At 38.2% G+C, this 2,947-nt stretch carries 2 protein-coding genes; both read right to left on the bottom strand.

The features are described from left to right. Window positions 1-307: 307 nt before the first annotated feature. Complete coding sequence (locus CVN76_RS06560) at window positions 308-1,510, bottom strand: SGNH/GDSL hydrolase family protein (protein WP_100530542.1); 1,203 nt, start codon at window positions 1,508-1,510, stop codon at window positions 308-310. Between the two features lie 17 nt (window positions 1,511-1,527). Continuing rightward, on the bottom strand, window positions 1,528-2,947 hold a 1,420-nt coding region (locus CVN76_RS31400), incomplete at its 5' end, for a chitobiase/beta-hexosaminidase C-terminal domain-containing protein (RefSeq protein WP_198512516.1).

Raw genomic sequence — 2,947 nt, forward strand, 5'->3', positions numbered from 1 at the left:
CCGTGACCTCGTTCATAATTCCGGATAAATACAAAAGAAAACTAATGAGTGTAGCCAGGCCCCCTTTCACTGCGGCAACCTCCCATCTCAACATAAAAATTCGCCTCCTTCAAAGTGCATCTCCCCCTTCAACATAAAACTCTCTTTGTCTTTATCTTTGTATGTCTAGGATGAATTTTATACATAATAAAAAGCCGCCATTTAGGGACGACTTGAATTTTATTGCTCTTTAGTTTTGTTACCACACAGTTTGTTCCAATTTACCGTACTAATACCAGTAAATCTTAGACAACTTCAAAAAATAACCTTAAAGATTTAATTTTGATTGTTTCACAGTATAATCTCTTCCGTAAATATGGCTATTAAGCATTCCCGCATAGAACCCTGCCAATTTTTGTCTTCCTATAGTGTTTGGATGAATTCCATCAGATGTTAATTGAACTACATTATGTTTATTTACTCCTGATAATTTTCCAGCGTTTCCTAAAGGAATTCTCCAATTCTTCGCAATTGCTTCCATCATGTCTAAAAATTGATCAAAAGTATCTCCGTTTCTATTCGGGCTTATTGCGTAATCTCTAAAGGTGGGGGAAAACATAACAATTGCTATTTGTGGGTTAGAATTAGTGATATTCTTTAAGCCTGTGTTCCAAGCTCCTGCAAAAGTTTTAGGGTCAGTGCTGTCTAGTGTTCCTAGAGGAACACCTGAACCAAAATCATTACCACCATACGTACACGTAACCAAATCATAAGATGTGAAATCAATTGTGGATGAAATTTTCCAAAAAGCACTTGATTCGTAAGGACCGTATAATGTATCGTTAATCCCTTCCCGATTAGAACATGCAGAACCACCTTTCGCCTGATTATTTACAGTTGTTTTTAAATATTTTGCTACGGATGGGAGCACCTGAAGTGCAATACTATCTCCCAGTCCAATCCATTTTAATCCTTCCATTGTGTACCCCGACTCGATTTCCCAAGGCACAACATTTTCAGGATATCTTGAGTCTATAACTCGTGACCAAACACGAGATGAATTATTTCGTAAGTAGGCTTTTTGCGCCACCCAGATGCTACTCACTCTACTGACTTCTAAAATCATTCCAACTGCGACAGAAAGTTGTCCTTGAAACTCCGGTGGAAAGTTTAATATTCCATTTGAGCAGAGGTACTTCCCTTCCTTTACTGTGGTATTGCAATCACTTGTCGGAGTTCCACTGGCGAAATTATCAGCCAATTTAGCGTATGTGATGGAGCCATCACCAATAGTACCGATATTACCAGATGGCGCTTTTGCTTCCCATTTACCGTTTGCACTATTGTAAGTTAAAATATTTCCGTTTGTCGGAGTTGACGTAATATTTACTGGAAGGCTCCCGCCTGAACCAATCTCAATTAATCTTTGAGCAAGTGTTTTATTATCCTCTACATAGACAAATTCAGAACGTGTTAATGGATACATGTATTGTCCATTAGCGTCTTTTAGTTTTTTACCTTTTCCTTGCATGAACTAACCCTCCTAACCTAAGCAAGCGATTTAACACTAAAATTATCAAATCTCATAATTGCATTTGAAGTACCCAAGCCCACTTTATTAGTTGAACTAAGTAAGAATGTTTCAGTAGCTTCTATTGCTAAATTCCCATTAACAAATAATTTTATGTGTCCATCTGCTTGATGCTCTATTTTTAATTTATCATTAGCAGTTGCTGTACCCACCCATTCAATGATTGTCGAATATGCTCCAGCTTGCCATTTACCTATTCGATACTTAGTTCCTGAAATATAGATATACACCATATTCGAAATATCTTGCCACCTGAGCATGATCGCAGAATATGTGTTTGTTCCAGTATGTGGTACTGCATAATCCACTTCAACTGTGAACGAATTGCTCGGTACAGTAATATATGCCGGAGTCTTATAGGTACTTGCATTTGGTGCTGGTGCATAAAATTGTCCACCTGTCACTCCATAATTGGACGGAACCCAAGTTTGTCCAGTTTCAGTTGTTGTTAAAAGACTCTTATCAACCGAGAATGTATCTACAATATTTAGTGTCGCAGGAACTGTGTCAATCGTATACGCAACGGTTTGAACAACAGAACTGTTCCCGGCTGTATCCTTCGCAAATGCTTTTACTGTTGAGGTTGCTGATACAGTAAAAGGACTAGAATATTTTATACTTGCAGTAGTTGGCGTAGTTCCATCTAATGTGTAATAAATATCTGCTGTTTCATTTGCTGTAAGGGTTACAGATTGAGAAGTTGTATATGTTCCTGCTGCTGGACTGACGGTTAATACTGGTGGTGTTGTATCAGTAGGCGCTGTTACATCTTTCGTAAAGGCAACTGTATTAACGGCACTAATATTGCCTGCTGTATCTTTTGCGATTGCTTTAATTGTTGCGGTGTTACTTAGATTAATAGCGCTCGTATATTTGGTGCTTGAAACTGTAGGTGTTGAACCATCAAGTGTATAGAAAATTTCGGCTGTCTCATTTGTAGACATGGTTACACTTTGAGTAGTTGCAAAAGTACCTCCATTAGGTGCGATTATTAATATTGGAGCAGTTGTATCAGGTGGAGGGGCAGTATTTCCAGTATCAATTATTACAGTTTCCCCTGCTGCCCAATCCTCATATAAAATTACATTGGATGGTACTGTGCCACCCCCGCTTGCACCCCCGCCACTTTCAATAGTTCTGGCGATTTCGGCCAAACTTTCCATATTAAATTCTTTAAGTAATTCACCAGCAGCTATTGCTTGGTTTAATAAAGGGAACTCATTAGTGCTGGCAAGAGTGTTATCATTCAAAATAGACTTTGTGGAATTGTAATAAAATTTAGAAGTGACGAGTGTAGCTGTATTTCCTTCTGAAATCATTAATTCGGCTTCATGTTTTCCAGGGATCAAATAGGCTTGTCTAAGCAGAATGAATTCC

Source organism: Bacillus sp. mrc49, from assembly GCF_002803435.1.

What these genes read in the sequence shown, in the direction of transcription:
- CVN76_RS06560 (WP_100530542.1), bottom strand. Translation starts at nt 1,510, where the DNA reads ATGCAAGGAAAAGGTAAAAAACTAAAAGACGCTAATGGACAATACATG.